General features: G+C 72.5%; 26 protein-coding genes and 1 pseudogene. 4 read left to right on the forward strand and 23 right to left on the reverse strand.

The features are described from left to right. From cbiE to BG452_RS05825, 14 genes are all read right to left on the reverse strand, one after another. The coding region (gene cbiE, locus BG452_RS05760) for a precorrin-6y C5,15-methyltransferase (decarboxylating) subunit CbiE (RefSeq protein ID WP_188303071.1) at positions 1–695 on the reverse strand (695 nt) is incomplete at its 3' end. A 153-nt stretch (positions 696–848) separates the two neighbouring features. Then, the gene (locus BG452_RS05765; RefSeq protein ID WP_188303072.1) at positions 849–1484 is read right to left on the reverse strand and encodes a GNAT family N-acetyltransferase; all 636 of its coding nucleotides are present in this window, start codon (positions 1482–1484) and stop codon (positions 849–851) included. A gap of 199 nt (positions 1485–1683) precedes the next feature. After that, positions 1684–2508: a MetQ/NlpA family ABC transporter substrate-binding protein gene (locus BG452_RS05770; RefSeq protein WP_188303073.1), complete on the reverse strand. Its 825-nt coding sequence runs from the start codon at positions 2506–2508 to the stop codon at positions 1684–1686. A 58-nt stretch (positions 2509–2566) separates the two neighbouring features. Next, a complete protein-coding gene (locus tag BG452_RS05775; RefSeq protein ID WP_188303095.1) occupies positions 2567–3295 on the reverse strand; it encodes a methionine ABC transporter permease in 729 nt (242 codons plus the stop codon). A 5-nt stretch (positions 3296–3300) separates the two neighbouring features. Then, the gene (locus BG452_RS05780; protein WP_188303074.1) at positions 3301–4326 is read right to left on the reverse strand and encodes a methionine ABC transporter ATP-binding protein; all 1026 of its coding nucleotides are present in this window, start codon (positions 4324–4326) and stop codon (positions 3301–3303) included. 567 nt (positions 4327–4893) lie between these two features. Continuing rightward, the gene (locus BG452_RS05785; protein WP_188303075.1) at positions 4894–5397 is read right to left on the reverse strand and encodes a GNAT family N-acetyltransferase; all 504 of its coding nucleotides are present in this window, start codon (positions 5395–5397) and stop codon (positions 4894–4896) included. A 248-nt stretch (positions 5398–5645) separates the two neighbouring features. Continuing rightward, positions 5646–5903 (reverse strand): hypothetical protein, encoded by a 258-nt coding sequence (locus BG452_RS05790; RefSeq protein ID WP_188303076.1) that lies wholly within the window; start codon positions 5901–5903, stop codon positions 5646–5648. Positions 5904–6011: 108 nt separating this feature from the next. Beyond that, entirely contained in the window at positions 6012–7436 is a 1425-nt protein-coding gene (gene argH / locus BG452_RS05795; RefSeq protein ID WP_188303077.1) for an argininosuccinate lyase, read from the reverse strand. Positions 7437–7551: 115 nt separating this feature from the next. Beyond that, positions 7552–8100 carry an arginine repressor gene (locus tag BG452_RS05800; RefSeq protein ID WP_188303078.1) on the reverse strand — a complete coding sequence of 183 codons (549 nt, stop codon included), beginning with the start codon at positions 8098–8100 and terminating at the stop codon, positions 7552–7554. 23 nt (positions 8101–8123) lie between these two features. Further along, the gene (locus tag BG452_RS05805; protein WP_188303079.1) at positions 8124–9329 is read right to left on the reverse strand and encodes an acetylornithine transaminase; all 1206 of its coding nucleotides are present in this window, start codon (positions 9327–9329) and stop codon (positions 8124–8126) included. Continuing rightward, positions 9326–10201, reverse strand: coding sequence for an acetylglutamate kinase (gene argB, locus BG452_RS05810; RefSeq protein ID WP_188303096.1), 876 nt, complete (start codon positions 10199–10201; stop codon positions 9326–9328). Before argB ends, BG452_RS05805 begins: the two co-directional genes overlap by 4 nt. Before the next feature lie 128 nt (positions 10202–10329). Beyond that, positions 10330–11499 (reverse strand): bifunctional glutamate N-acetyltransferase/amino-acid acetyltransferase ArgJ, encoded by a 1170-nt coding sequence (gene argJ, locus BG452_RS05815; RefSeq protein ID WP_188303080.1) that lies wholly within the window; start codon positions 11497–11499, stop codon positions 10330–10332. Beyond that, complete coding sequence (argC, locus tag BG452_RS05820) at positions 11496–12524, reverse strand: N-acetyl-gamma-glutamyl-phosphate reductase (RefSeq protein ID WP_188303081.1); 1029 nt, start codon at positions 12522–12524, stop codon at positions 11496–11498. Before argC ends, argJ begins: the two co-directional genes overlap by 4 nt. Positions 12525–12713: 189 nt before the next feature. Beyond that, positions 12714–13973, reverse strand: a complete 1260-nt coding sequence (locus tag BG452_RS05825) for a methyltransferase (RefSeq protein ID WP_188303082.1) — start codon at positions 13971–13973, stop codon at positions 12714–12716. Between the two features lie 83 nt (positions 13974–14056). On the opposite strand from BG452_RS05825, the gene BG452_RS05830 reads away from it, so the two are divergent. Then, on the forward strand, positions 14057–14461 hold the full coding sequence (locus BG452_RS05830; RefSeq protein ID WP_188303083.1) for a VOC family protein: 405 nt from the start codon (positions 14057–14059) through the stop codon (positions 14459–14461). Between the two features lie 20 nt (positions 14462–14481). Continuing rightward, entirely contained in the window at positions 14482–14856 is a 375-nt protein-coding gene (locus BG452_RS05835) for an RNA-binding S4 domain-containing protein (protein WP_188303084.1), read from the forward strand. A 39-nt stretch (positions 14857–14895) separates the two neighbouring features. Here BG452_RS05835 and BG452_RS05840 read toward each other — a convergent pair whose 3' ends face one another. Both BG452_RS05840 and BG452_RS05845 read right to left on the reverse strand, forming a co-directional pair. Further along, the gene (locus BG452_RS05840; RefSeq protein WP_188303085.1) at positions 14896–15402 is read right to left on the reverse strand and encodes an FBP domain-containing protein; all 507 of its coding nucleotides are present in this window, start codon (positions 15400–15402) and stop codon (positions 14896–14898) included. Positions 15403–15654: 252 nt separating this feature from the next. Then, complete coding sequence (locus BG452_RS05845; RefSeq protein WP_188303086.1) at positions 15655–16542, reverse strand: SAM-dependent methyltransferase; 888 nt, start codon at positions 16540–16542, stop codon at positions 15655–15657. A gap of 219 nt (positions 16543–16761) precedes the next feature. Between BG452_RS05845 and BG452_RS05850 the strand changes: the two genes are divergently transcribed. Beyond that, entirely contained in the window at positions 16762–17661 is a 900-nt protein-coding gene (locus BG452_RS05850; RefSeq protein WP_188303087.1) for a polysaccharide deacetylase family protein, read from the forward strand. Between the two features lie 17 nt (positions 17662–17678). On the opposite strand, the gene BG452_RS05855 is transcribed toward BG452_RS05850, so the two are convergent. Next, positions 17679–18497, reverse strand: a complete 819-nt coding sequence (locus BG452_RS05855) for an SDR family NAD(P)-dependent oxidoreductase (protein ID WP_188303088.1) — start codon at positions 18495–18497, stop codon at positions 17679–17681. A 283-nt stretch (positions 18498–18780) separates the two neighbouring features. On the opposite strand from BG452_RS05855, the gene BG452_RS05860 reads away from it, so the two are divergent. Then, entirely contained in the window at positions 18781–19650 is an 870-nt protein-coding gene (locus BG452_RS05860; RefSeq protein WP_188303089.1) for a 3-hydroxybutyryl-CoA dehydrogenase, read from the forward strand. Between the two features lie 76 nt (positions 19651–19726). Here BG452_RS05860 and BG452_RS05865 read toward each other — a convergent pair whose 3' ends face one another. The 6 genes and pseudogenes from BG452_RS05865 to BG452_RS05890 form a co-directional block, all read right to left on the reverse strand. Beyond that, positions 19727–20809, reverse strand: a complete 1083-nt coding sequence (locus BG452_RS05865; RefSeq protein WP_223241811.1) for a sugar ABC transporter substrate-binding protein — start codon at positions 20807–20809, stop codon at positions 19727–19729. Between the two features lie 248 nt (positions 20810–21057). Next, entirely contained in the window at positions 21058–21900 is an 843-nt protein-coding gene (locus BG452_RS05870) for a chitosanase (protein ID WP_188303091.1), read from the reverse strand. Positions 21901–22018: 118 nt separating this feature from the next. Continuing rightward, a complete protein-coding gene (locus BG452_RS05875; protein ID WP_188303092.1) occupies positions 22019–22984 on the reverse strand; it encodes an ABC transporter permease subunit in 966 nt (321 codons plus the stop codon). Continuing rightward, positions 22981–23904 carry an ATP-binding cassette domain-containing protein gene (locus BG452_RS05880; RefSeq protein WP_188303093.1) on the reverse strand — a complete coding sequence of 308 codons (924 nt, stop codon included), beginning with the start codon at positions 23902–23904 and terminating at the stop codon, positions 22981–22983. Before BG452_RS05880 ends, BG452_RS05875 begins: the two co-directional genes overlap by 4 nt. Continuing rightward, the gene (locus BG452_RS05885; RefSeq protein ID WP_188303094.1) at positions 23904–24341 is read right to left on the reverse strand and encodes a GntR family transcriptional regulator; all 438 of its coding nucleotides are present in this window, start codon (positions 24339–24341) and stop codon (positions 23904–23906) included. Before BG452_RS05885 ends, BG452_RS05880 begins: the two co-directional genes overlap by 1 nt. Positions 24342–24515: 174 nt before the next feature. Next, positions 24516–25103 (reverse strand): annotated as a pseudogene (locus BG452_RS05890) (phenylalanine--tRNA ligase subunit beta); the annotation flags it as partial.

Below are 25103 nucleotides of genomic sequence, written 5' to 3' on the forward strand. Positions count from 1 at the left end.
TCGACACCGCCGCCGACGCCGACACCGCCGGCCCCGGCCGCCTCGACGCCGCCCACTACGCCGGCCTCGCCCGCCTCGCCGACCGGGCCGGCCTGGGCGCCGATCACCAGCACCACGTTCGGGTCGCGCCAGACGTGGTCGGCGATCCGGTCGGAGGTGAGGACGGTGACGTCCTCCTCCGGGGTGCCGAGGGCCTCGCAGACCACGAAGGTGCGGTGCACCCCGCGCAGCATCAGGGCGAGTTCGCTCGGCCCGGCGCCCGGGGCGGTGAGCACCGCGACCTTGGGGTGGGCCCGGCAGATGTTGGCCGCGCGGCGCAGCCGTCCGCCGTGGACGCTGACCACCTGGGCGTCCTCCCAGGGCATGCCGGCCCGGGCGAAGGCGGTGGCGACGGAGGAGACGGCGGGCAGGACTTCGAGTTCGAGGCCGTACTCGGGGCGGCGCAGGGTGCGCACCACGCCGAAGAAGCCGGGGTCGCCCTCGGCGACCACGACGGCGGCGCCGCGGTGCTCGGCGATCGTGCGGGCGGCCTGCTGGACGTTGCCGAGGGCGAGCCGCTCGGCGTCCTCCGGCACCGGGAGGGCGTCCAGTTGGTAGGGCGCTCCGGCCACCAGGGTCGCCGCGGCGAGGGCCGCGCCGGCGGCCTCGGTCAGCGGCGTACCGTCCCACCCGATGACCGTGATCCGGTCAGCCATCTGCGGCCGTTCTCCCTCGACTCGTTGCGCGGCTCGTCGCGCCGGCTGTGCGGCGCCGGTGGAGAGGCTACCGGGTGTGGTCCCCCGGAGGCCGACATCTCGCACACATGTCCGCGCCGCGCGGGTGACCAGCGGGGGAACGCGGCGGGGGGTTCAGTCGCGCAGCACGTAGCGGTGGTCGCCGTGCCAGCCGTCGTGGTGCAGTTCGGGCGACTCCAGGTCCTCCGGGAGCAGGCTCCACAGGATCAGGTCGCTGCGGCTTTCCACCACGACCTCGCCGGACTCGCCCCGGACTATCCAGGCGCTGCGCAGCACGCCCTCGCTGATGCCGCCGATCTTCTGGGCGACCTGCTGGGCGGAGGTGTTGCCGGCGGCGGTGCGCAGCTCCAGGCGCAGGAAGCCGCGGTCCTCGAACAGCCACTGGGCGACGCCGAGGACGGCCTCCGGGGCGTAGCCCTCGCCGCGCGCCCAGACGGCGGTGACGTAGGAGATCTCGGTGCTGCGCAGCCGCCAGTCGGTGTTGCGCAGTTCGACCAGGCCGACCAGGCGCTGGGTGAGGTGCTCGGTGACGGCGAAGACGATGCCGCGCCCGGCGGCGCGGTGGGCGGGGGCGAGGGTGCGGGCGAGCTCGGCCGCGTACTCCTCGGTGAAGGGGTGCGGGAGGTCGGTCCAGGCCAGTACGAGGTCGTCGGCCATCATGGTGGCCAGGCCCGGGGCGTCGTCCTCCGCAAGGGGCCGCAGCAGCAGCCGTTCGGTGCTGATGGCCGTCTCGGGGAAGCTCGCTGCCATGCCGTCTCTCCTCGCCGGGTCGTGAACACAACACCGTACGCCTCCGGCGCGCCCCGGGTATCACGCGGTGCGCGCCCCGCGCGACGGTGCGTCAGAACCCGGTCGGCCGCGGTGTCCCTGGTGCATACTGCCCGACCGGGCCCCCGCCGAGGTGCGGCGGGGGCCCGGTCGGGCGCTACGAGGTATGACCGTACGACGATCAGAAGGCCGGGATGACCGAGCCCTGGAAGGTGTCGTTGATGTACTTCCGGACCTCGTCGGAGTGCAGCAGCTCGGCCAGCTTCTTCACCCGCGGGTCGTTCTCCTTGCCCTTCTTGACGGCGAGGATGTTCGCGTACGGGTTGCCCTCGGCCTTCTCCAGCACCAGGGCGTCGGTGGCCGGCTTCAGGCCGGAGTCGATCGCGTAGTTGCCGTTGATCACGGCGGCGTCGAGGTCGGCGATGGAGCGGGGCAGCTGGGCGGCCTCCAGCTCCTTCCACTTGAAGTTCTTCGGGTTGCCCGTCACGTCCGCCGGGGTGGCGGCGGTGCCGGCGCCGTCCTTGAGGGTGATGAGCTTGTTGTCGGCGAGCAGCTTGAGCGCCCGGCCCTCGTTGGTGGCGTCGTTCGGCACACCGATGGTGGCGCCGTCCGGCAGGTCGTTGATCGACTTGACCTTCTTGGAGTAGACGCCCAGCGGCTCCAGGTGAACGGGCTCGACCGGGACGATGTCGGTGCCGTTCTTCTTGTTGAAGTCATCCAGGTACGGGACGTGCTGGAAGTAGTTGGCGTCGGCCGAACCGTCCTGCACCGCCGTGTTGGGGGTCACGTAGTCGGTGACCTCCTTGATGTCGAGCTTGAGGCCCGCCTTGGCCGCGAGGTTGTCGTTGACGAACTTGAGGATCTGCGCGTGCGGGGTCGGGCTGGCGACGACCTTCAGCGGCGCGTTCGGGTCCGAGGAGGACGAACCCGAGCTGCCGCAGGCGGCCAGCGACAGGGCGAGGCCGGCGGTGGCGAGGACACTGGTGAACTTCAGAACGTTGCGCACGAAAAGTGCCTTTCTGCGTGATGCGGGGAGCCGCGTCCGGAGGTCGGACGAGGGAGGTCTAGGAGGCGACGAGGTCCTCGTCGGGGGCGGTGGCGCGCGGGCGGAGCAGGCGGGTGCGTCCGCCGCCGCGGCCCCGGTTGGCCAGCCGGCGCACGGCGTAGTCGCCGGCCAGCTGGATGATCGTGACGATGATCGCGATCTCGGCCACGATGATCCACATGAAGGTGGTCTCGAACCGCAGGTAGCCGTACCGGTAGGCGAGGTCGCCGAGGCCGCCGCCGCCGACCGTGCCGGCCATCGCGGAGTAGCCGATCAGCGCGATGACGGTGGTGGTGACGGAGGCGACGATGCCGGGCAGCGCCTCGGGGACCAGCGTCTTGCGCACCAGCGTCCAGGTGCTGCCGCCCATCGCCTGGACGGCCTCGATCAGGCCGCGGTCGACCTCACGGACGGAGGTCTCGACCAGCCGGGCGAAGAACGGGATCGCGCCGACGGTCAGCGGCACGGTCGCGGCCTGCCAGCCCAGCGAGTTGCCGGTCAGCCACCGGGTGAAGGAGATCAGCGCGATCATCAGGATGATGAACGGCAGCGAGCGGGTGAGGTTCACGACCGCGCCGAGCACCTTGTTCACCGGCTGGTTCTGCAGCGCCCCGCCCTTGGAGGTGAGCACCAGCAGGACGCCGAGCGGCAGGCCGAGCAGCACGGTGCACAGGGTCGAGACCCCGACCATCTGGAAGGTCTCCTGGGTGGCGGGCCACATCAGTTCCTGCATCTGGTCCCAGCTCAGGCCACTCATGCCACCGCTCCGTCCGCCGCACCGACCACGTCCACCTGCAGGCCCTGCTCGCGCAGGTAGCCGATCGGCACCACGTTGTCCTGGTGGCCGCCGGGCAGTTCGACCCGCATCCGGCCGACCATCCGGCCGGCGATGGTCTCCACCGCGGCGCCGAGGATGTTGATGTCGATCTGGTAGGTGCGGGCCAGCTGGGAGACGAACGGCTGCGCCGGGGTGTCGCCCTGGAAGGTGATCTCCAGGACGGTCGCCCCGGGGTGGCCGGTGCCGAACTCGCTGAGCGGGAACAGCTCGCGGGCCAGCTCGGAGCCGGGCTCGGCCAGCAGGTCGGTCAGCTCGCCGGACTCCACCACCCGCCCGCCGCGCATCAGGGCGGCGGAGTCGCAGACGGACTTGATGACGTCCATCTCGTGGGTGATCAGCAGGACGGTCAGGCCCAGCTGCTGGTTGAGGTCGCGCAGCAGCTTGAGGATGGAGCGGGTGGTCTCCGGGTCGAGGGCCGAGGTGGCCTCGTCGGAGAGCAGCACCTTGGGGTCGCCGGCCAGGGCGCGGGCGATGCCCACCCGCTGCTTCTGGCCGCCGGAGAGCTGGTTGGGGTAGCTGCGGGCCTTGTCGCCGAGGCCGACCAGGTCGAGCAGTTCGGCGGCCTTGCGGCGGCGCTGGGTGCGGTCCAGGCCGATGATCTCCAGCGGGAGTTCGACGTTCTGCTGCACCGTGCGGGAGGACAGCAGGTTGAAGTGCTGGAAGACCATGCCGATCCGGCGGCGTGCCTCGCGCAGGTCCTTGCCGGCCCGGTTCTCGCCGCCGGACAGCGCGGTCAGCTCGACCCCGTCCACGGTGACCGTGCCGGAGGTCGGGCGCTCCAGCATGTTCACGCAGCGGATGAGGGTGGACTTGCCGGCACCGCTCGTGCCGACGACTCCGTAGACCTCGCCCGGGCGAACGTGCAGGTCGACGCCGGCGAGGGCGGTCACCTCGCGGCCTCGGGAACGGTAGACCTTCGTCAGGTCCGTGGTGGTGATCACAGCTGCTTCCGTGGGTCAGGGGCAGGCGGCGCTGTCGGCCGCCCGACCGGGGTTGCGGTCAAGCGGCTTCCTGCGACGCCTCACCAGGGGGATCCGGGCCCGCCACCTCTTGATCGTGGCCGCAGAACGGCCGGGCCGCGCGACGGCGTGGCCCTAACGAGTCATCGACGGCCGCGGGTGGGCGGGCACGCCGGAGGGAGGGATTTCCGGTCTTCCGGGGGGGGGATGGGACGCGCTCACACGGGCGGGAGCGACGCCGGAGTCTCGCTTCGGGGCGCGAGGAGGAGGCACCCTCGACGGGGTACCGGGGGCGGTGGCCCTCAGCGGTGACACATTCGACGGCACATGGCACGCTCACCTGCCGGCAGCGTGCCGGTGGGGGTCCAGTTCGTCGTCGCAGTCATGTGAGCAAGTAAAACAGATGGGTCGATTGACGCCCAACTGTTCGGGCCCGACTGTCCGCATTGCGGACACGAGCCGCCCCGGAGCTGGGATGGAACGCCTCGACGCCGCCACCGGGGCGTCCGGATGGTGGCGGCGTCGAGGTGCCCGACCGCGGGCGGGCGCTCAGGCGGTCGCGGCGAGCGCGACGGCGACCGGCTTCTCCAGGTGCACGAAGCTCAGCCGGCTGGTGACCTGCTCGACGGCGGTCTGCCGGTAGCCCTGGCGGGCGTACAACCGCAGGTTGCCCAGGCTCCGGTGACCGGTGAACAGCCGGTAGGCCGTCACCGGGCGGCCGTCCTCGGCCATCCGGCGCTCCAGTGCGTCCAGGAGCCGGCCGCCCAGGCCGTGCCGCTGCATCCGGGGGTGCACCACCAGACGCCCTATCCGGCCGATGCCCTCGGCGTCGACGTGGCCGCGCACGGCGCCGACCACCTCGTCCCCCAGCCGGGCCACCAGGGCGTGCTGCTCGGTCAGTTCGGTGCGCAGGCTCTCCAGGGTCTGTGTCAGGGGCTCGATCGCCCAGTCGCCGTACAGCTCGGCCTCGGGCTGGTAGCCCAGGTACTGGAGCTTGAGGATCTGCTCCGCGTCCTCGGCCTCAGCGGCCGAGATGATCACGCTCATGCCCATGTGGAGGGGCCTCCCCAGTCGTCGTGCCCGGCGCGCAGAGGGTGACGCGCTCACGCTCAGTATCCGAGCGTATGCGCCACCGTCAAGAGTGACGTTCGCCAGCGTGCTACCCGGGTGTCAGGTTCCCTCAACCTTCGACGGGCCAGACGTGGCAAGGGTCACGCCGGGGTGGGGTGGCAGCGACGCGCCGCGCGCGGGGCGCGGCCGGCTGTGGGGCGCCCGGGTGAGGCGGGGCGGGCCCGTCCCGGTCAGGGGTAGCGCTCCGCGTGCAGCAGGAGCCGCAGGCAGGCCAGGCAGCGGGAGCGGGTGGGCCCGATGGAGCCGCGCGGCATGCCGAGGCGCTCGGAGAGCTCGCGGTAGGTGGGCGGCGGATCCTCCACGAGGGCGGCGATCAGCTGCGGGCAGCGGCCGGGCAGGGCGGCGACGGTCTCGCGGACCACGCGGCGGCGGCGTTCGGCGAGGAAGACGTCCTCGGCGGAGGGGACGGGCGGAAAGGGGGTGCACACACCGTGCATGACGGGCCCGGGCGGAGCCGGTTACGCCCGGACCGGGGTGCGCACGCCGGAGGGGCGCGCCGGCCGGACCGACGCGCCCCTCGCACGCTGCTCCAGGGCTCAGCCCTGGACCCACTCCTGCTGCCGCGCCAGGTCCGCCTTCACCTCGGCGAGCTGGACCGCGACGGCCGAGGGGGCGGTGCCGCCGCGCCCGTCACGGGCGGCGATGGCGCCGTGCACGCTGAGCACCGTCCGGACCTCGGGGGTCAGGTGCTCGGAGATGGCGGCGAACTGCTCGTCCGTCAGGTCGGACAGCTCGATGCCCTGGGCCTCGCAGACCTTGACGCAGGCCCCGGCCACCTCGTGCGCGACCCGGAACGGCACGCCCTGCTTGACCAGCCACTCGGCGATGTCGGTGGCGAGCGAGAAGCCGGCCGGGGCCAGCTCCTCCAGCCGCTCCCGGTGCACGGTGAGGGTGGCCATCATCCCGGTGAACGCGGGCAGCAGCACCTCCAGGGTGTCGCAGGAGTCGAAGACCGGCTCCTTGTCCTCCTGGAGGTCCCGGTTGTAGGCGAGCGGCAGCGCCTTGAGGGTGGCCAGCAGGCCGGTCAGGTTGCCGATCAGCCGGCCGGACTTGCCCCGGGCCAGCTCGGCGATGTCCGGGTTCTTCTTCTGCGGCATGATCGAGGAGCCGGTGGAGAAGGCGTCGTGCAGGGTGATGAAGCCGAACTCCTTGGTGTTCCAGATGATCACCTCCTCCGCGATCCGGGAGAGGTTGACGCCGATCATCGCGGTGACGAAGGCGAACTCGGCGACGAAGTCGCGCGAGGCGGTGCCGTCGATGGAGTTGCCGACCGAGCCGCCCTCGAAGCCGAGGTCGGCGGCGACGGCCTGCGGGTCGAGGCCGAGCGAGGAGCCGGCCAGCGCGCCGGAGCCGTACGGGGAGACGGCGGTGCGGGCGTCCCACTGGCGCAGCCGCTCGGCGTCCCGGCCGAGGGCCTGCACGTGCGCGAGGACGTGGTGGGCGAAGAGCACCGGCTGGGCGTGCTGGAGGTGGGTGCGGCCCGGCATCGCGGTGTCGGGGTGCGCCTCGGCCAGGCCGACCAGGGCGTGCTGGAGGTCGAGCAGCAGGCCGCCGATGGTCTTGGCGTGGTCCCGCAGGTACATCCGGAACAGGGTGGCGATCTGGTCGTTGCGCGAGCGCCCGGCCCGCAGCTTGCCGCCGAGGTCGGCGCCGAGGCGTTCCAGCAGGCCGCGCTCCAGCGCGGTGTGGACGTCCTCGTCGGCGACGGTGCCGACGAAGGTGCCGGCCTGGACGTCGGCGAGCAGCTGGTCGAGTCCGGCCAGCATGCCGGCCAGTTCCTCGTCGGAGAGCAGTCCGGCCTTGTGCAGTACCCGGGCGTGGGCCTTGGAGCCGGCGATGTCGTAGGGGGCGAGGCGCCAGTCGAAGTGGACCGAGGCGGAGAGCCTGGCCAGCGCCTCGGACGGGCCGTCGGCGAAGCGCGCGCCCCAGAGGCGGACGTCGGAGGACTGCTGGGCGGTCATCGCGGTGGCTCCTTCACGCATGTACGGTGGGTGGCATAAGTATGCATCACACCGTATGGAACACAAAACCCCGGTCGAAGGGGATCCTTCGACCGGGGTTCAGGGCGCCCGGGGCCTACTGGGCCTTGGCCTGGGCGAGTTGCATCAGGTGGTCGGCCAGCGCCTGGCCGCCGGCCGGGTCGCGGCTGATCAGCAGCACGGTGTCGTCACCCGCGATGGTGCCGATGATCTCGAACACCTCGGCCTGGTCGATCGCCGAGGCGAGGAACTGCGCGGCCCCGGGCGGGGTGCGCAGCACGACCAGGTTGCCGGAGGCGGTCGCGGAGACCATCAGCTCGCCGGCCAGCCGGGCCATCCGGCCCTCGCTGGCCGACTCCCCCATCGGTGCGCGCGGGGTGCGGTCGCCGCCCTCGGCGGGGACGGCGTAGATCAGCGCGCCGTCCCGGTTGCGGATCTTGACCGCGCCCAGCTCGTCCAGGTCCCGGGAGAGGGTGGCCTGGGTGACCACGAGTCCGTCATCAGCGAGCAGCTTGGCGAGCTGGCTCTGCGAACGCACGGGCTGGCGGGTGAGCAGGTCCACGATCCGCCGGTGGCGCGCCGTGCGGGTCTGCGGGACCTGCGGCGTCGGGCCGGCGGCTGAGGGGCCGGAGCGGGATTCGGTCATGTGATTATTCTCCCGGACAACGGTCAACGCGCATCGGCCGGGGCGCTCTCGCGCACCGTCCGGAGGATGTCCGGCAGCGCGGCGAGGAAGGCGTCCGCCTCCTGCTCGGTGAGCACCAGCGGCGGCGCCAGCCGTACGGCGTCCGGGACGGCCGCGTTCACCAGGAAGCCCGCCTGCTGCGCGACGGCCTGCACCTGGGCCGCGACCGGCCGGGTGAGCACGATGCCGAGCAGCAGGCCGGCTCCGCGCACGTGCGAGACCAGCGGGTCGCCGATCGCCTCGACGCCGTGCCGGAGCCGGTCGCCGATCTTGCGGACGTGCTCCAGCAGGCCCTCGGACTCGATGGTGTCCAGCACCGCGAGCCCGGCCGCGGCGGCCACCGGGTTGCCGCCGAAGGTGGTGCCGTGCTGGCCCGGGGTGAGCAGCTCGGCGGCCGGGCCGAAGGCCAGCACCGCGCCCATCGGCAGGCCGCCGCCGAGCGCCTTGGCCAGGGTGACCACGTCCGGCTCGACGCCCTCGGCGGCCTGGTGGGCGTACCAGTACCCGGTGCGGCCGATGCCGGTCTGGATCTCGTCCAGGACCAGCAGGGTGCCGGTGGCCCGGGTGATCTCGCGGGCGGCCCGCAGGTAGCCGTCGGGCAGCGGGATCGCGCCGTTCTCGCCCTGGATCGGCTCCAGGAAGACGGCGGCGGTCTCAGTGGTGACGGCCGCGCGCAGCGCCTCGACGTCGCCGAACGGGACGTGGGTGACGTCGCCGGGCAGCGGGCGGAACGGCGCCTGCTTGGCGGGCTGGCCGGTGAGTGCGAGGGCGCCCATGGTCCGCCCGTGGAAGCCGCCCTGGAGGGCGACCAGGTGGGTGCGGCCGGTGCGCCGGCTGATCTTGAAGGCGGCCTCGTTGGCCTCGGCGCCGGAGTTGCAGAAGAACACCCGGCCGCCCGCGCGGCCGTCCAGCTCCAGCAGCCGCTCGGCGAGGGCGATGGTCGGCTCGGCCATGAAGAGGTTGGAGACGTGGCCGAGGGTGGCGATCTGCCAGCTGACCGCCTCGACCACGGCCGGGTGGGCGGTGCCGAGGGCGTTGACGGCGATGCCGCCGAGCAGGTCGGTGTACTCCTTGCCGTCGGCGTCCCAGAGCTTGACGCCCTCGCCGCGCACCAGCGGGATCCGGGGAGTGCCGTAGTTGTCGGTGAAGGTGTGCTGCCACCGGTCCGTCAGCTGGTCGTTCGCGGTCATGCCAGTCCCCCGGTCACGGTCGGTTCGTCGTCCGGCACGACCATCGTGCCGATGCCCTCGTCGGTGAAGATCTCCAGCAGCAGGCTGTGCTGCACCCGGCCGTCCAGCACACGGGCGGTGCCCACCCCGGAGCGGACGGCGTTCAGGCAGCCCTCCATCTTGGGGAGCATGCCGCTGGCCAGGCCCGGCAGCAGTTCCTGCAGTTCGCTCGCGTTGAGCTGGCTGATCACGTCGTCGGAGTTCGGCCAGTCCTTGTACAGGCCCTCGACGTCGGTCAGCACGACCAGCATCTCGGCGCCGAGCGCGACCGCCAGGGCGGCGGCGGCGGTGTCCGCGTTGATGTTGTAGACGTGGCCGTCGGCGCCGCGGGCGATCGAGGAGATGACCGGGATCCGGCCGTCCCCGATCAGCGCCTTCACCGCGCCGGCCTCGATGTTGACGATGTCGCCGACCAGGCCGATGTCGACCTGCTCGCCGTCCACCACCGCGTAGCGCTTGACCGCCGTCATGGTGTGGGCGTCCTCGCCGGTCATGCCGACGGCGAACGGGCCGTGCTCGTTCAGCAGGCCGACCAGCTCGCGCTGCACCTGGCCGGCCAGCACCATCCGGACCACGTCCATGGTCTCGGGGGTGGTGACGCGCAGGCCGTTGGTGAAGCTGGACTCCAGGCCGAGCCGGTCCAGTTGGGCGCTGATCTGCGGGCCGCCGCCGTGCACCACCACCGGGTGCAGGCCGGCGTAGCGGAGGAAGACGACGTCCTGGGCGAAGGCCGACTTGAGGCTCTCGTCGACCATGGCGTTGCCGCCGAACTTGATCACGATGGTCTTGCCGTGGAAGCGCTCCAGCCACGGCAGCGCCTCGATCAGCGTCATGGCCTTGGGCAACGCGGTGTTGTTGCGGGCCTGTTCGCCCTTGGGTGCGATCTGCACGGGATTCCCTCGTCGGAACGGATGTCGCGGATCAGCGGATCAGCGGAGCGGCGGAGCGGCGGAGCCGTGGCTCAGCTGGAGTAGGCGCTGTTCTCGTGGACGTAGTCGGCCGTCAGGTCATTGGTCCACAGCGAGGCGCTCGCCGTACCGGCGTTGAGGTTCGCGGTGATGACGACGTCACGGGCCTTCATGTCCACCAGCTCGCGGTCCTCGCCCACGCCGCCGTCCTTGCAGACCCAGACGCCGTTGATGGCCACGTCGAGCCGGTCGGGGTCGAAGGCGGCGCTGGTGGTGCCGATCGCGGACAGCACCCGGCCCCAGTTGGGGTCCTCGCCGTGGATGGCGCACTTGAGCAGGTTGTTGCGGCTGATCGTGCGGGCGACCTCGACGGCCTCGTCCTCGGTGGCGGCACCGGTGACGTCGATCCGGATGTCCTTGCTGGCGCCCTCGGCGTCGCCGATCAGCTGGCGGGCCAGGTCGGCGCTGACGGTGCGGACGGCCTCGGCGAACTCGGCCTGGTCCGGGGCGATGCCGGTGGCGCCGGAGGCGAGCAGCAGCACGGTGTCGTTGGTCGACATGCAGCCGTCGGAGTCGATCCGGTCGAAGGTGGTGCGGGTGGCGCCGCGCAGCGCGGTGTCCAGGGCGGCGTCGTCCAGGTCGGCGTCGGTGGTGAGCACCACCAGCATGGTGGCCAGGCTCGGGGCGAGCATGCCCGCGCCCTTGGCCATGCCGCCGACCGTCCAGCCCGCCGGGCTGGTGAACTGGGCGGTCTTGTGCACGGTGTCGGTGGTCTTGATGGCGATCGCGGCGGCCTCGCCGCCCGTCGGGCTGAGTTCCTGGGCGGCCAGGGTGACGCCGGGCAGCAGCACGTCCATCGGCAGCCGGACGCCGATCAGGCCGGTGGAGGCGACGGCGACCTCGCCGGCGCTGAGCCCCAGCTCCACGGCGACCCGCTCCGCGGTGGCGTGGGTGTCCTGGAACCCGGCCGGGCCGGTACAGGCGTTGGCGCCACCGGAGTTGAGGACGACGGCGGAGACCCGGCCGCCCTTGAGGACCTGCTGGGACCAGAGCACGGGCGCGGCCTTGACCCGGTTGGCGGTGAAGACGCCGGCCGCGGCGAGCGAGGGGCCGTCGTTGACGACCAAGGCGAGGTCCGGGGTGCCGGAGGCCTTGATGCCCGCGGTGACGCCGGCGGCCCGGAAGCCCTTGGCCGCGGTCACGCCGGTGTTCGGGGTGGTCACGGTGCGACTCCGTTCACGGGAAGGCCCAGCTCCTCGGGCAGACCGAGGGCGATGTTCATGCTCTGCACCGCGCCACCCGCGGTGCCCTTGACGAGGTTGTCGATCGCGCTGATCGCGATGACCCGCCCGGCGGTGGCGTCCAGGGCGACCTGGACCAGGGCGGTGTTGGCGCCGTAGACGCTGCTGGTCTGCGGCCACTGCCCCTCGGGCAGCAGGTGGACGAAGGGCTCGTCCGCGTACGCCTCGGCGTAGGCGGCGCGCAGGCTCTCGGCGCTCACGCCCGGCTTCGCCTTGGCGGAGCAGGTGGCGAGGATGCCGCGCGACATCGGGACGAGGGTGGGGGTGAAGGAGACGGTCACCGGCTCGCCCGCGACCGGGGAGAGGTTCTGCACCATCTCCGGGGTGTGCCGGTGCACGCCGCCGACGCCGTACGGGCTGACACTGCCCATGACCTCGCTGCCGAGCAGGTGGGTCTTGGCGGCCTTGCCCGCGCCGGAGGTGCCGGAGGCGGCGACCACCACGGCCTCCGGCTCGGCGAGCCCGGCCGCGTAGGCGGGGAACAGCGCCAGGGAGACGGCCGTCGGGTAGCAGCCGGGCACCGCGATCCGGTTGCTGCCCTTCAACGCGTGGCGGTGGCCGGGGAGTTCGGGCAGGCCGTAGGGCCAGGTGCCGGCGTGGGCGGAGCCGTAGAACTGCTTCCAGTCGGCGGCGGCCTTGAGCCGGAAGTCGGCGCCGCAGTCGACCACCAGGACGTTCTGGCCGAGGGCCTCGGCGACGGCGGCGGACTGGCCGTGCGGCAGCGCCAGGAACACCACGTCGTGGTCGGCCAGCACCTCGGGGGTGGTGGGCTCGAGCACGCGGTCGGCCAGCGGGATCAGGTGCGGCTGCAGCGCGCCCAGCTTGGTGCCCGCGTTCGAGCCGCCGGTCAGCGCCCCGATCTCCATCTCAGGGTGGCCGAGCAGCAGGCGCAGTACCTCACCGCCCGCGTACCCGCTCGCGCCGGCGACGGCGACTCGCAATGCCATGGCGTTCCTCCTTTGTCGTGGCATGAATATACGCGTGGGGGAAAATCCATGCAAGACTGGCCGAAGCGGGGCCGGCCCGGGCGGACCCTGGGCCGGCCCGATGGGGCTTGGGCGTCGACGTGCCGACCGCGGACCAGCCCCGGGTGGCGGCGGGCCGGCCCGGGCGTCGACGGGCCGTGCCGGCGAGCGCTACCGCCTGACCGCCCGCAGCACCACGAACTTGGGGTTCCCGGCGACGAGTTGGCAGTTGCCGAACAGCTTGCGCAGCTTGACGTGGTAGCCGAGGTGGCGGTTGCCGACCACCCACAGCTCGCCGCCGGGCCGCAGCGCCCGCCGGGCACCGGTGAACATCCGCCAGGCGGTGGCGTCGGTGGTGGCCTGGTGGGAGTGGAACGGCGGGTTGTTGAGCACCAGGTCCACCGAGCCGGGGGCGAACACCGCCGGGTCGAGCGCGTCCGCGGCGCGGAACTCGGCCGGGGCCTCCGGGCCCAGATTGCTACGGAAGGTCTCCTCGGCGGAGGCCACCGCCTGGTGGGACTCGTCCACGAACACCAGCTCCGCGCCCGGCCCGGCCAGCGCCGCCGCCGTACCGACCACGCCGTTGCCGCAGCCGAGGTCGACCACCCGGTCGCCGGGGGCCGGGGTCGGCAGGTGCGCCAGGAAGAAGCGGGTGCCGATGTCGAGCCGCTCCGCGCAGAAGGTGCCCGCGTGGTTGACCACCGTCCGGCCGGCGGCAGCGCCGATGTCCGGCGGCAGCGCGTAGCGGTGCGGCCACGGGCTGGGGCCCGGGTCGAGCGCCGGGTCGGGGGTGCAGAAGATCAGCCGGGCCTTGCGGACGGCGAGCGAGGTGCGGGTCGGGCCGAGGACCTTCTCGAACAGTTGCAGGGTGGAGGTGTGGATCTCGGTCACCATCCCGGTGCCGATCACCACGGTGCCGGGGTGGATCGCCGGGGCGAGCCGGTGCAGCTGGTCCTCCAGCAGGGCCAGGCTCTTGGGCACCCGCACCAGCAGGACGTCGATCCGCTCCGGCGGGGTGTCCCGGGTGGTGAGCAGCCGGCCCTCGTCGACGGCGGCGCCGGCCCGGGCGAGGTTCTCCCTGGTGGCCTGCCGGCCGAGGTGGGAGTCGCTGATCTGGACCGGCTCGTACGGCGCCGGCACGGTGGCCGGGGCGGTGTTCAGCGTGGTGGCCGGGGCAGTCGTCAGTGCAGTGGTCAGCGCGCCCCAGCGGTCGCCGAGGACGACGATCCGGCGGCCGGCCAGCTCGGTGGCGGCGCCGCCGGCACTGCCGGCCTCACCGGCGAGGTGGCGCAGCAGGTATTCGTCGGCGGCGTCCCAGGCCCGCAGCCGCTCGCGCGGGTCCACCGGGAAGCGGGCGAGGTCGAGGGTTCCCCAGGGGGTCGCGAAGGCGGTGGCTGACGGTGACGAGGCGGGCGTGGTCTGCGGATTCATCGTGTTCTCAGGCTATCCGAAGGTCCCCCGGGGAACGGTTTCGGGCAGATACTGGAAGGGCCCGACCGAGAGGGGTGAGGGCGATGGAATGGAAGCTCGAAGTCGTGGTGGTCCCGGTGGCGGACGTCGACCGCGCGAAGCTCTTCTACGAGGAGCAGGCCGGCTTCACCGTGGACCACGACACCCGGTTGCGGGACGGAGTCCGGGTGGTCCAGCTGACTCCCCCCGGCTCCCGCTGCTCGATCGTGGTGGGCACCGGGGTGATCGAATCGGCGCCCGGCTCGGTGAAGGGCCTCCAACTGGTGGTGCCGGACATCGAGAAGGCGCACGCCGAACTCGCGGCGCGCGGCGTGGCCGTCAGCCCCGTCCAGCACTTCGTGGCGGGAGCCCGGGTGAACGGGCACGGCGAGGCCTGGAACAACTTCGTGTTCTTCAACGACCCGGACGGCAACGGCTGGGCCGTCCAGGAGGTGCCCTCCGCCGCGTAGGGCTTGGGTAGGCTCGCGGGATGGCTGAGGACGAGGGAAGCGTGCGGGTGGACGTCTGGGTCTGGTCGGTCCGGCTGGCCAAGACCCGGTCGCTGGCGGCGGCCGCCTGCAAGGCCGGGCACGTCCGGGTGAACGGCGAGCGGGCCAAGCCCGCCCAGCCGCTCAGGGCCGGGGACGAGGTCCGGGTCCGCGAGGAGGGCTACGAGCGGGTCGTGGTGGTGCGCAAGCCGATCCGCAAGCGGGTCGGCGCTCCGGTCGCGGCGGAGTGCCTGATCGACAACAGCCCGCCGCGACCGCCGCGCGAGTTCACCGCGACCTCCTTCGAACGGGACCGCGGCGCCGGGCGCCCGACCAAGCGGGAGCGCCGGGACCTGGACCAGCTGCGCGGACGGTAGCGGCGGGTAGCGGCTGGTCGCGGCCGGTGGCCGCCGGGGCTACGCCGAGGTGTCGGTGAGCACCCTGGCGAGGAAGGCGTCGAGGTTGCCCACCGTACGGGCGACCTGCTGCGCCAGCGGCAGCGACTCGTCCGGCCTGGTCACCAGGGCGGACTTCTTCAGCCCCCGGACGTAGAGCGAGCAGGCGAGGTCGGCGCAGATGTACGTGCCGACGGTGTTGCCCTCCCGCCCGGACGCCCCGGCCCGGCGGGCGGCCAGCAGCGCGACGCCCGACCCGGCGTGTGCGGTGATGCACAGCGAGCAGACGTTGGTCTTGGTCAGGCTGCGCCGCACCATCGGCGAGCGCAGCGTCACGCCGACCAGCTCGCCGCCGTACGGCGCCACCAGGTACGCCCGGTCGGGCGCGCCCTGGTCCCGCCAGCCGAGGAAGTCCAAGTCCCCCCAGGGCAGTTCGGCCAGACCCCGGGGCAGGTGGAGCCGCCGGGCCTCGCCCTTGGAGCAGTTGACGAAGGACGCGCGGATCTCGGGGTCGTCGAGGGGTTCCATGCGGCGGAAGCTAACACCGCCCGCCGCGCCCTGTCGCGTCAATTCCTCCCGGTACGCACCGGATGCGCGGCCTGGAGCGCGAGCCGCCCCGGGGCGTCGGCGGGCAGGGGTGTCCGGTGGTCACGCCGCAGGGTAGCCGGGCCGGTGAGGGGTTGTCAGTGTCCACACCTAGGCTGCGATGACCGGTCCCGGCGCAGGAGGGAGGCGCCGGGACCGGCCCCTGTCACGGCGTGACGGTGGCGTCGGGCCGCGTCACGGCTTGAGCGCGACGCCCGCGTAGGCGGAGACGTCCTGCCAGCCCTCGGGCAGCTCGGTGGTGCGGAGGTGGCCCGCGGTGGGGCGCCAGAGCGGGAGTTGGACGAGGCCGGGGCCGACGAACTCGAAGTCGCCGAAGAAGGGTTCGACGTCGGCCCGGGGCCGCAGCACCAGCGGGGCACTGGCGCTCTTGTAGATCCGGGTGCCCTCGGCGGCGCTCTCCCGGGAGGCGAAGTCCGGACTGCCGTGGGAGAGGATCAGGGCGCTGCCGGGGGCGAGCGCGTCGCGCAGGGTCCGGACGATCCGCTGGGCGCCCTCCTCGTCGCGGATGAAGTGCAGGACGGCGACGAGCATCAGCGCGACGGGCTGGGAGAGGTCGACGGCGCCGCACAGTGCGGGGTGGCGCAGGATCGCCTCCGGGTCGCGCAGGTCGGCCTCGATGACCGAGGTGCGCCCGGCGGGGCGGCCGGCCAGCAGGGCGCGGGCGTGGGTGGCGACGATCGGGTCGTTGTCGACGTAGACCACCCGGGCGTCCGGGGCGACCCGCTGGGCGACCTCGTTGGTGGAGCCCACCGCCGGGATGCCGGTGCCGATGTCGATGAACTGGCGGATCCCCCGGCCCGCCGCGAACTCGACGGCCCGGCCGAGGAACTGCCGGTTGGTGCGGGCCAGCAGCGGCAGCGCCGGGTAGGCGGCTATCGCGGCCTGGGCGGCCTTGCGGTCCGCCTCGAAGTTGTCCTTGCCGCCCAGGTAGTAGTCGTACATCCGGGCGGTGTGCGGAACGCCGGTGTCGAGTTCGCTCGGCGGCTGCCAGTCGTCGGTTCTGGCCCACTCCCAGCCGGTGCGGGTGTCCTGGTCGACGGCCGCGGTGTCCTCGTGCGTCATGTTCCGCCCCCAATGCGCAATGCCGGAATGTGCCTACTGCCCCGTAACTCGCGGTGCGCGGTGATCGTATCCAACGACACGCCGTGGAAACAGCGGGAGTTCAGGTTTACGCAACACCCGCGCAGCGGAGTGTGTGCACGTCAAAGGCGATCCGGAGGACGCGCACGGACGGCGGCGCCGGATCGCCCGGCGGGGCCGTCCTCTCTATGCTGACTGCCGATGACTGCCGACCGCCGCACCGTACTGCGCACCGCCGCCAAGCTGGCCGCCCTGTCCGCCGCGGGGGGGCTCCTCACGTCCTGCGACAGCGGCACGCCCCGCCGAGCCGACACCGGGGGGCTCGCCGCGCACCCCGGCAGCGTCGACCCCCAGCACACCACCGACCCGGCCTGGAACGGCGGGGAGGGGCCCGCCTCCTCCGCCCCGGGCGAGCCGCGCCCCGACGCCGAGCCGACCCCGGCCGCCGCCCGGGCCTCCGCCCCGCCGACGCCGCCCGCGCTGACACCGCTGGCGGCCGGCACTCCGTACGAGGTGGTGCACGGGCCGCGTACCGGCAAGAACGTGGCGCTCACCTGCCACGGCAGCGGCGACCCGAAGCTCGCCACCGCCCTGCTGGAGGCGGCCGAGCAGCGCGGCGTCAAGCTGACCGTGATGGCGGTCGGCAGCTGGCTGGACCAGCAGCCGCAGATGGCCCGGCGGATCCTGGACGGCGGCCACGAGCTGGGCAACCACACCCAGAACCACCTGAACATCTCCGCGATGTCGCCGGAGCAGGCCCGCGCCGAGATCGCCCAGTGCGCCGACCGGCTGCAGAAGCTGACCGGCTCGATCGGGCGCTGGTTCCGCCCCTCCGCCGCGCAGTACGCCACCTCGGTGGTGACCGAGCAGGCCAAGGCCGTCGGCTACGAGCACGTGCTGTCCTTCGACGTCGACCCGCGCGACTACAACGACCCGACCGCCGCCGAACTGCAGCGCCGGGTGCTGAACGGGGTGCGCGGCGGCTCGGTGGTGGCCCTGCACATGAGCCACCAGTGCACCATCGACGCGCTGCCGGCGATCCTGGACGGGCTGGCGAAGGCGGGGCTCAAGCCGGTCACGGCCAGCCAGCTGTGCGCCTGAACGGCCCCGTCCGCCGGTCAGACCATCGGGTCGTCGTCCTTGTACGGGCGCAGCCGCAGCGTCCGGGCGTCGGCCGCGCGGATGGCGTCCGCCCGGGCGACCAGCTCCTCCAGGTCGTCCCGCCCCGCGTGGATGAACCGCCCGTGCAGCGCGTCGAAGCGGCCGCGGGCGGCGTCCACGGTGACCGCGACCACGTACGGGATCGAGCCCCAGGCCTTCATGTCCCGGAACATCGGCATCCCCGCGGTCATGTCGGTGGCCACCGCGCCGGGGCTGATGTCGAGCACCACGACGTCGTGCCGGGCCAGCGAGTCCGCCATGTTGTCGGAGAGCTGGAGCAGCGCGCCCTTGGAGGTCGCGTACGCGGTGTACTCGCCGTCCGGGCGCAGCGCGAAGCCGGAGTTGAGGTTGACCACCCGGCCGCGGCGGCGGGCGACCATGCCGGGCAGGACGCAGCGCAGCAGGTTGTAGGGGCCGCGCAGGTTGGTCTCGATCACCTGCCACCACTGGTTGGGGTCGGTCTCCCAGAGCGGCACCTCGGCGCGGTCGACCAGGCCGGCGTTGTTGACCAGCAGGTCGATCGGGCCGAGGTCGCGCTCGATCAGCCGGACGGCCTCGCGCACCGAGCCGGGGCGGCAGACGTCGGCGGTGACGGCGACGCCCCGGGAGCCGTGCTTGACGCACTCCTTGAGGGTGTCGGTCAGCGTCTCGTGGGTGCGGCCGACCAGTCCGACGGCCATGCCCTCGGCGGCCAGGCCGATGGCGATCTCCCGGCCGATGCCCCGGCCGCCGCCGGTGACCAGTGCGACCTGTCCTGTGAGCGATCCCGTCGGCACCGTGTGCTCCCTTCCCGTCCCCGGCCCCCGTCTGCGGCATTCTGTCGGGCGCCGGGCGGCGGCGGCTCCGGGCACACGCGCGGGCGGCCGGGCCTCACCCGATCGGGGGTCCGTTCCGGCTGGCACTGTGCCGGGGAGGGGGTGACCTACTGGCCGGTACGGAGTAGTAACGTCGTCGGGGCGGTGACCGGTGCACCCATTCCGGTTCACCGACCCGTTGACCAGCAGCTCGCTGGGCCACCAGTTCGCTGGGCGACCCCCAGCACCACCGAAGGGCAACTGAGTGAGTGACATCGCGCGCGTCGGAGTAGTGGGCTGCGGCCTGATGGGGTCGGGCATCGCCGAGGTCTTCGCCCGGGCCGGGCTGGACGTCATGGTGTCGGAGGCCAGCGGTGAGGCGCTGGAGTTCGGGCGCACCCGGCTGACCAACTCCCTGGAGACGGCGGTCAAGCGCGGCAAGCTGACCCCCGAGCAGCGGGACGAGGCGATGTCCCGGCTGTCCTTCACCGTCGAGCTGTCCGACTTCGCCGACCGCGACCTGGTGGTCGAGGCGGTCGCCGAGCGCGAGGACATCAAGGTCAAGATCTTCCAGACCCTGGACCAGGTGATCGAGCGCCGCGACGCGATCCTGGCGTCCAACACCTCCTCGATCCCGATCGTGAAGCTGGCCGCCGCCACCTCCCGCCCGGAGCAGGTCATCGGCCTGCACTTCTTCAACCCGGCGCCGGTGCAGAAGCTGGTCGAGGTCATCCCGACGCTGACCACCTCGGCGACCACCACCGAGCGGGTCGAGGCCTTCGCCACCCAGGTGCTCGCCAAGGAGCCGATCCGGGCCCGCGACCGGGCCGGCTTCGTGGTCAACGCGCTGCTGGTGCCGTACCTGCTGTCCGCGGTGCGGATGTTCGAGTCGGGCGTGGCCACCGCCTCGGACATCGACAAGGGCATGGAGGCCGGCTGCGCCCACCCGATGGGCCCGCTGCGGCTGTGCGACCTGATCGGCCTGGACACCATCGTGTCGATCGCCGAGTCGATGTACGACGAGTACAAGGAGCCGCTGTACGCCGCTCCCCCGCTGCTGTCCCGGATGGTCGACGCCGGCCTGCTGGGCCGCAAGTCCGGCCGCGGCTTCTACGACTACACCGCGAGCGCCTGAGCCTCGACGGAAAGGGGCGCGCCCGTACCGGTCTCCGGTACGGGCGCGCCCCTTTCCGACTGCCTGACGTGCCGCGCTACTTGACCCCGGCCTCCGCGCAGGCCTCGGCGTACTGCTGGGTGCAGATGTCGGACGCCTTGTAGAGCCCGCCGCCGACGACCGTGGCCTCCACCTTCGGCTTGGTCACCACGATCGGGGTGAGCAGCAGCGAGGGGATCTTCAGCCCGCCGCTGTCGGTGAGCGTGGCGGCGGTCGTGCTGATGTCCATGCCCTCGGCCAGCTGGACGGCGATGCTGCCCGCCGCGTCCGTCTCGGGCTTGTACGGCTTGTAGATGGTGTAGGCCTGCTCGCCGGTGAGCACCCGGCGGACCGCGTCGATGGAGGCGTCCTGGCCGCCGACCGGCACGTTCTTGATGCCTGCGGCCTTCAGGGCCTCGATGACGGCGGCGGCCATGCCGTCGTTCGCGGCGTACACGGCCTGGATGCCGTTCTTCCCGAGGCTCCGGATGGCCTCGTTCGTCTTCTCCGTGGCCACGTCCGGCTTCCACTCGCCGGACTGCTCGTAGGCGATCTTGACCCGGCCGTCCAGTGCCAGGTGCGCGCCCGCCTTGAACTGCGCGGCGTTGGGGTCGGATTCGGCGCCGTCGATCATCACGACGTTGGCCGAGGAGGCCTTCGAGCCGAGCGCGTCGAGCAGGGCCTGGCCCTGGAGCTGACCGGTCTGCTGGTTGTCGAAGGAGACGTACGCGGCGACCTTGCCCTGGGCCAGCCGGTCGTAGGCGACGACCTTCACGCCCTTGGCGTTGGCGGCGTCCACCCACGGGGCGGTGAGCTTGGCGTCGACCGGGTCGAGCAGGATGACCTTGGCGCCCTTGGCGAGCATGTCGTCGAACTGCTTCTTCTGGACAGTGGCGTCGCCGCCCGCGTTGGCGTAGCTCACCGTGCACTTGGCGCAGAGGCCGGTCACCGTCTGCTCGATCAGGGGCTTGTCGAACGCGTCGTACCGGGTGGAGGACGTGCTCTCCGGCAGCAGCAGACCGATGCCCTCGCCACCTCCGCCTCCGCCGGCCGCCGGCGTCTGGCTCGCCACCGTCTGGCCGCAGGCCGTGAGGGCGAGTGCGAGCGACACGGCGGCCGTGCCCGTGGCCGCGAGACGCATGGGTCTGATCATGATCGGTGGTGCCTCCTGTACTGCGCCGCAACCCTGCGACAGGGGACGGAGTCAAGCGCCACCGGGCGAATGCGTCAATGCGGGAGGGATCGTTCGTTATGCCCCTGCTCGATTCGTTACGGGATGAACAGGAATTTCACAGGCCCTTGGGGTTTTCGCGGGGGGGGGGACGATCGAACGCCGAGATGGCGGGAGACCCGGGGGAACGGTCTCCCGCCACCGCGCCGACCTGGGCGTCAGCTGTTGATGGCGTAGCTGTCGCCGTAGACCTTCCACTTGAGCGGCGGGTTGAGGTCGAAGTTCTTGGCATTGAGGAACACCGACTGCTCGGTGTCGACCCGGCTGGTGTCGGAGTGCGCCTCCTCCTTCTTCATGACCACCTTGCGGGCGTCCAGGAAGGCCTTGAGGTAGGCGGCTTCGTCGCCGCCCTGGGCGGGCGTCCTGGCCTTCTTCATGGCGGCGGCGCGGATGCCACCGAAGCTGTCGGAGCTGTTGCCGGGGCCGTGCATGACGATGGCGTCGTAGTAGGCGAACTGGCCGAGCGCGCGCAGGCCGTCGGACTTGGCCTGGCTGACGGCGGGGTTGAAGTACACCCGGTCGCGCTCGTCGTTCTGGGCCTGCTGGAAGACGGTGTCCCTGGCGGCGGTCGCCCAGTCGTTGACGAAGGGGGTGCCGAGGCCGGAGTGCGAGGCGCTGCCGTTGACCCTCTTCAGCGCGGGCAGGTACTTGGCGAGGACGTTGCCGGGCTTGAGGTCGGTGTAGTGCTGGACCAGGTCCAGCATGTCGCCGGTGCCGGAGCAGAACCCGATGATGCCGGCGGTGTAGCCGCGGCCGTCACCGATGTCCTCGATGTACTTGTACTGGGCCTTCCAGTCCAGCGAGGAGTTCTCGGCGCTGGACACCAGCTGCATCGCGATGTCCTTCTTGTGCGGGTCGTCGAGGCCGACACCCTTGAGCTGGACGGACGGTGCGGGCGCGGGCGCGGCCTGGGCGGCCGAGGTGGCCGCGACGGTGAGGGGCGCGGCCACCAGGGCGGCGGCGAGGGCTATGCGGAGGGCGCGACGGGGCTGAGGACGCATGGGACGCTCCGATTCCTCGTGGGTTAGGAAACCTTCCTAACGAGAAGGAAACGCCCGGGAACCCCGATCCCGCAAGGGTTTTGACAACGCCACTTCAAAGAGCTGCCGACGGTGCAGGTCAGACCGCCCGACGCCGCACCCACCAGAGCGCCGCCGCGCAGAGGACCACGGCGAGCAGGATCGTCCAGCCGGCCTCGATGAACTGGAACGGCCAGTACCGGTCCGCCGGTTGGTACATCTCGTGTGCGGTGTAGCCGCCGTCGCGCACCATCGCCTGCCACTGGGCGAAGGTGTCACCGCGGTTGTAGAAGTCGTCCGCGGAGATCCGGGTGCCGGCCGGGTCGGAGAACCAGGCGCTCAGCACCCAGCGGTCGTCCAGCGGCAGGGACGTCATGGAGTGCAGCGAGTCCTGCAGCGGCGCCATGTAGTGCGGGCGCACGGCCTGGGCGAGGAACGGCAGCGCGACCGAGGCCGCCAGGCCGAGGCCCACCGCGATCAGCGTGCGACGCAGCACCGCGCCGGCCAGCACCGCGACCCCGAAGCCCACCAGCACCCGGCCGACCAGCACCGGCGATGCCAGGATGAAGAGCTGCGGGTTGAAGTCCCCGCCCTTGAGCGCCAGCGGCTCGCTCCACCAGCGCAGCAGCACGCCGAACAGTGCCGCGACGACGGCCAGCGCCCCGCCGCTCACCAGCAGCCCGCCCATCGTCCAGCGGGTCCGCCCGGCGCCCTGGGTCCAGGCGAAGCGCACCGTGCCGTGCTCGAACTCCCGCGCCAGCAGCGGGCCGCCGAGGAACGCGCCGAAGGCGCCGCCGACGACGAAGAACACGGTTTCGAGCGGCAGCATGCTCTGGCCGTACTGGCGCGTGAACTGCTTGTACTTGGCCGTGCAGACGTCGGTGGCCGGGTCGCAGCCGGCGGCCCCCGTCCGGTCCAGTCCGGTGTGCAGGTACCAGCCGTGCAGCAACAGGGCGAGCGAGATCGCCCCCATCACGGTCAGCAGGGTCAGCACCGCCGGCCGGTGGCGCAGCCCGGCCGCCCGCAGCACGGCGGAGCGGGGCGGGGCGAGGGTGATCGAGCTCACGACAGTACCTTCTGGTTCGTACGGACGGCGCCGCGCGGGCCGGGCAGGGCCGAAGCGGTCGGCTCGCGCAGGTACGCGAGCACCAACTCCTCGAGGCCGATGCGCTGTTGGCGCCAGCCCTCGGAGACCGGCGCGTCCACGCCGCCGGTGCGCACCAGCAGGTGGGACTGGGCCCCGGCCCGGCGGTCGCGGACCACCGGCAGGCGCTCGGCGACCGCGTCCGCCTCGGCGGTGGGGCCGGTGAGCATCCGGTGACCAGCGGTCAGGTCGTCCACCTCGCCCGCCACCTGGACCCGGCCGCCGGCCAGCACCACCAGGTAGTCGCAGCTCTGCTCCAGCTCGTTGACGGCGTGCGAGGAGAACAGCACCGAGAGGCCGTCCTCGGCCACCGCGGTGAGCAGCACGGACATGAAGTCGTGCCGGGCGAGCGGGTCGAGGGCGGCCAACGGCTCGTCCAGGAGCAGCAGTTCGGGGCGCTTGGCGAGAGCCAGGGCGAGCGAGACCTGCGCCTGCTGGCCGCCGGAGAGCCGGCCGTACTTGCGGTCCAGCGGGATGCCGAGGCCGTCCAGGTGGGTGCGCGCCCGGGTGTCGTCCCAGCGCCGGTTGAGGTGGCGGCCCATCGCGAGCAGGTCGCGTACGGGCAGGCCGGGGTAGAGCGCGGCGTTCTGGGCGACGAAGCCGATCCGGTCCAAGGCCCTCGGGGAGCCGGGGAGTTGGTCTCCGAGGACGGTCATCGCACCCTCGCTGGGCAGGGTGAGCCCGGCGGCCAGGCTGAGCAGGGTGGTCTTGCCGGCGCCGTTCGGGCCGACCAGGGCCACCACATGGCCCGCCGGGACGGCGAGGTGGCAGTCCCGCAGCGCCCAGGAGCGGCGGTAGCGCTTGCCGATGCCGCCGCAGTCGATCACGGTGTCCGTCGTCATCACGCCACCACCCCGTCCCGGCCCTCACGCAGGTCGCGCAGCGCGTCCTCGAACACCGCGACCATCCCCCCTTCGTCCAGCCCGGCGGTCCGCGCCGAGCGCATCCAGTCCAGCAACCCCCGCCGCAGCGCGGCCCGTTCGCGCAGCGGCACCACTCCGACGGGCAGCCCGCGCACGAAGGTGCCCTGGCCGCGCCGGCCGGCCGCCAGGCCGCGGTGTTCCAGCTCGCGGTAGGCCTTGAGCACGGTGTTGGGGTTGATCGCCAGCCCGGCGACCACCTCGCGCACCCGGGGCAACCGGTCCCCCTCCGTCAACCAGCCCATCCGCAAGGCCTGTTCGACCTGCTGCACAAGCTGCAGATAGGTCGGGACGCCGGAGGCCGGGTCCAGGCGGAACTCGATGGGCGAGGGCTGGTCCTCAGCTTTATCTACTTCCATAGGTAAAGAGATAAAGGATGGGATGACAGCTCGTCAAGCCGGAACAGCCGGAACAGCCGGAACAGCCGGAACGGATGGAACAGGCGGAACGGATGGAACAGGCGGAGAGAACGCCAAAAGGGCCCCACACCCGCCTCGCGGCAAGGTGTGGGGCCCTCTCGGGCGTTCCGCGGATCAGGCCCCGCGCAGCACCGCGCCGGTGCGGCCGACCGCCTCGGCGACGGCCGCCTCGCGGGCGGCGGTGGCCTCGTCGGCGGTCAGGGTACGGTCGGCGGCGCGGAAGCGCAGCGCGTACGCCAGCGACTTCTTGCCCTCGCCGACCTGCTCGCCGGTGAACACGTCGAACAGCCGGATGGCCTCCAGCAGTTCGCCCGCGCCCGAACGCAGCGCCGCCTCGACCTCGGCAGCCGGCACGGCGGTGTCGACGATCAGCGCGACGTCCTGGGTGGCCACCGGGAAGCCGGAGACCGCCGGGCCTTCGACCTTCACCGGGCCGTCGGCCGTCAGCAGGTCGATGTCGAGCTCCATCGCCGCCGAACGGGCCGGCAGGCCGAGCGCCTTGACCACGCGCGGGTGCAGCTCACCGGCGTGGCCGACCACCCGGTCGGTGCCGGCGACCACCAGCTCGGCGCAGCGGCCCGGGTGCCAGGGCGCCAGCTGGCCCTGGCGGACGGTCAGCTCGACGCCGGCCGCGCGGGCCACCGTACGGGCCGCCTCGACCGCGTCCGCCCAGGAGGCCTGGGCGCCCTTGCCCCACCAGCC

The organism is Streptomyces sp. CBMA123 (assembly GCF_014596465.1).
Lineage (GTDB): Bacteria > Actinomycetota > Actinomycetes > Streptomycetales > Streptomycetaceae > Kitasatospora.

Bases quoted from the DNA above. Each gene is read 5' to 3' on its own strand.
- BG452_RS05765 (WP_188303072.1), bottom strand. From the start codon at position 1,484: ATGGCAGCGAGCTTCCCCGAGACGGCCATCAGCACCGAACGGCTGCTG.
- BG452_RS05785 (WP_188303075.1), bottom strand. From the start codon at position 5,397: ATGGGCATGAGCGTGATCATCTCGGCCGCTGAGGCCGAGGACGCGGAG.
- argH (WP_188303077.1), bottom strand. From the start codon at position 7,436: ATGACCGCCCAGCAGTCCTCCGACGTCCGCCTCTGGGGCGCGCGCTTC.
- BG452_RS05800 (WP_188303078.1), bottom strand. From the start codon at position 8,100: ATGACCGAATCCCGCTCCGGCCCCTCAGCCGCCGGCCCGACGCCGCAG.
- BG452_RS05805 (WP_188303079.1), bottom strand. From the start codon at position 9,329: ATGACCGCGAACGACCAGCTGACGGACCGGTGGCAGCACACCTTCACC.
- argB (WP_188303096.1), bottom strand. From the start codon at position 10,201: ATGACGCTGATCGAGGCGCTGCCGTGGCTGGAGCGCTTCCACGGCAAG.
- argC (WP_188303081.1), bottom strand. From the start codon at position 12,524: ATGGCATTGCGAGTCGCCGTCGCCGGCGCGAGCGGGTACGCGGGCGGT.
- BG452_RS05825 (WP_188303082.1), bottom strand. From the start codon at position 13,973: ATGAATCCGCAGACCACGCCCGCCTCGTCACCGTCAGCCACCGCCTTC.
- BG452_RS05830 (WP_188303083.1), top strand. From the start codon at position 14,057: ATGGAATGGAAGCTCGAAGTCGTGGTGGTCCCGGTGGCGGACGTCGAC.
- BG452_RS05835 (WP_188303084.1), top strand. From the start codon at position 14,482: ATGGCTGAGGACGAGGGAAGCGTGCGGGTGGACGTCTGGGTCTGGTCG.
- BG452_RS05840 (WP_188303085.1), bottom strand. From the start codon at position 15,402: ATGGAACCCCTCGACGACCCCGAGATCCGCGCGTCCTTCGTCAACTGC.
- BG452_RS05845 (WP_188303086.1), bottom strand. From the start codon at position 16,542: ATGACGCACGAGGACACCGCGGCCGTCGACCAGGACACCCGCACCGGC.
- BG452_RS05850 (WP_188303087.1), top strand. From the start codon at position 16,762: ATGACTGCCGACCGCCGCACCGTACTGCGCACCGCCGCCAAGCTGGCC.
- BG452_RS05865 (WP_223241811.1), bottom strand. From the start codon at position 20,809: ATGCGTCTCGCGGCCACGGGCACGGCCGCCGTGTCGCTCGCACTCGCC.
- BG452_RS05870 (WP_188303091.1), bottom strand. From the start codon at position 21,900: ATGCGTCCTCAGCCCCGTCGCGCCCTCCGCATAGCCCTCGCCGCCGCC.
- BG452_RS05880 (WP_188303093.1), bottom strand. From the start codon at position 23,904: ATGACGACGGACACCGTGATCGACTGCGGCGGCATCGGCAAGCGCTAC.
- BG452_RS05885 (WP_188303094.1), bottom strand. From the start codon at position 24,341: ATGGAAGTAGATAAAGCTGAGGACCAGCCCTCGCCCATCGAGTTCCGC.